Origin of the sequence: Streptomyces mutabilis (assembly GCF_014649815.1) — a bacterium.
Classification (GTDB): Bacteria; Actinomycetota; Actinomycetes; order Streptomycetales; family Streptomycetaceae; genus Streptomyces; species Streptomyces mutabilis.
Genome location: NZ_BMTT01000065.1, coordinates 1 through 2,020, shown reverse-complemented (window position 1 = coordinate 2,020; position 2,020 = coordinate 1). Strand labels below are relative to the sequence as shown.

Annotated in this window: 3 protein-coding genes; 2 read left to right on the top strand and 1 reads right to left on the bottom strand. The window is 70.1% G+C overall.

Features of this window, described 5'->3' with window-relative positions:
• Positions 1-153: 153 nt before the first annotated feature.
• Positions 154-1,083: an RNA polymerase sigma factor SigJ gene (gene sigJ / locus IE142_RS34600; RefSeq protein ID WP_191889387.1), complete on the bottom strand. Its 930-nt coding sequence runs from the start codon at positions 1,081-1,083 to the stop codon at positions 154-156.
• Between the two features lie 341 nt (positions 1,084-1,424).
• Between sigJ and IE142_RS34595 the strand changes: the two genes are divergently transcribed.
• A complete protein-coding gene (locus IE142_RS34595) occupies positions 1,425-1,634 on the top strand; it encodes an acyl-CoA carboxylase subunit epsilon (protein WP_191889386.1) in 210 nt (69 codons plus the stop codon).
• A 137-nt stretch (positions 1,635-1,771) separates the two neighbouring features.
• A partial coding sequence (locus tag IE142_RS34590) for a carboxyl transferase domain-containing protein (protein ID WP_370466445.1) occupies positions 1,772-2,020 on the top strand: 249 nt, incomplete at its 3' end.

The window sequence follows — 2,020 nt, the reverse complement described above, 5'->3', positions numbered from 1 at the left end:
CGCAGCCGGGCGGCGAGTACCAGCCGGGCCAGTTCGGCTGAGCCTGCCAGGCCACGACCCCCGCAACTCCCTGAACTCCAGGGTGTTGCGGGGATCAGTAGAACCGGCCCCACGGAGCCCGGGGCATCGCGGTGTTCCGGGCGCTGATGTCCGTCAGCTCGTCCAGGGGCCGAGCTTTTCGGGGTTGAGAACGGCCCAGATGTGCTTGATCCGGCCGTCCGACACCTCGAGCGCCAGCACGGCCATGGTGACGCCCTCGCGGTGGAGCACCAGGCCGGGCTGGCCATTGACCCGCGACTCCGCGATCGTCAGGTCGGCCGCGTTTCCGGCGGCGTTCACGAAGAAGCGGGCGATCTCTTCGCGGCCCTCGATGGGGTGGATCTGCGCGCTGATGACGCCGCCGCCGTCGGTGACCGTCGTGGCGTTGGGATCGAGCAGACCGATGAGGGCGTCGATGTCCTGGGCCTCCCAGGCCCGCTTGAAGTCTCTGATGACGTCGGCGCTTCGGGCCGGCGGGGTCACTGAGACCTTCTGCGCCCGCACACGTTGGCGGGCCGATGAGGCCAGCTTGCGGCAGGCTGCGGGGGAGCGGCCGACGATGCCTGCCACTTCCACGAACGAGTAGTGGAAGACGTCGTGGAGGACGAACGTGACCCGCTCGGCCGGCGTCATGGATTCGAGCACGACAAGGAATGCCATGCTGACCGACTCATCGAGGGTGACGCGGTCCGCCGGGTCGACGGAACCGCCCGCCCGGCCGCTGATCCACTCCGTGCGGTCGGGCAGGGGTTCGGGCAGCCATTCCCCCACGTACCGCTCCCGCTTCGCCCGCGCTGAGCCGAGCAGGTCGAGGCAGATGCGGCTGGCGACCTTCGTCAGCCAGCCGCCGGGGGAGGTGATGGCCTCCCGCTGGTGCGGCGCCATGGCATACCAGCGGGCATACGTCTCCTGGACGACGTCCTCGGCATCCGACACGGAGCCGAGGAACCGGTAGGCGAGATTGATCAGCTGGCGCCGTTCGCTGAGGACCGCCCTTAATCCCGGGTCCAGCTGCTGGTCTTCCTGCTCGGGCTGCGTGGCCACTGTCACCACCCTCTTTCGCGTTCAGGCGGCACGTGACCGCACATCTCTACGGGCCGCGCTTCGCCGCGCGCGGCGGCGGGCGCGAGGAAATGCCACGGACCGTCAGGACGGGTCCGGGCCGGGAGCCGAGCGCCGCCCTGATCGAGTCGGGGCCGGATCGCCGCAGTGAGCACTCGTGGGGTGAAGAGGTGTGCAACCTCGAGGTGCCGATGTTGCACACCACCCCCCTGCCGGTGGGCGCGCGTCACTTCCACCGCTGTCCCGGGGTGCTCCAGGGAGACCCGAGCCGGTGTCGACCGCGCAGGCCGACGGTGATCCCGGGCAAGACGGAGGGGGAACCCATGGCCGGCGCTGGAAGCAAGGACGCCCTGCTCAGGATCGAACGGGGTCAGGCCACCGAAGAAGAGCTGGCCGCAGTCGCCGTGACGCTTTTCGCGCTGCTCCTCGGGCACAGCCGCCCCCCGGCGGCCAGGGGCGGAGAACGATCCGTGGCCCTGTGGCGGCGAACGGAACGGGCCAGGGCCTACCAGGCGTCGCACAGCTGGATGTGACGCCCGTGGCGGCGGGCGAACGGCGACGACCGAGCAGCTTCTGACCCTCATATAAAAACCGTACATGCGGTTGGGTTGTCCGCGCAGTCACGCCGACCGACCCAAGCCGCCCAACGGGAAGGCTGGCTGTCATGACGATGGTGGTGGAGTCCGCTGCGCCGGAAGCGGGCGAGCCGACGGACGCGCGCGGGCGAGTGGCTGAACTGCACGGGATCCGTGCGCAGGTGCTGGGCGGACCGAGCGAGAAGGCGACGGCGGCGCAGCGTGCCAAGGGCAAGCTGACCGCGCGGGAGCGCATCGAGCTGCTTCTGGACCCGGGGTCCTTCCGGGAGGTCGAGCAGTTGCGGCGGCACCGGGCGACCGGGTTCGGCCTGGAGACCAAGAAG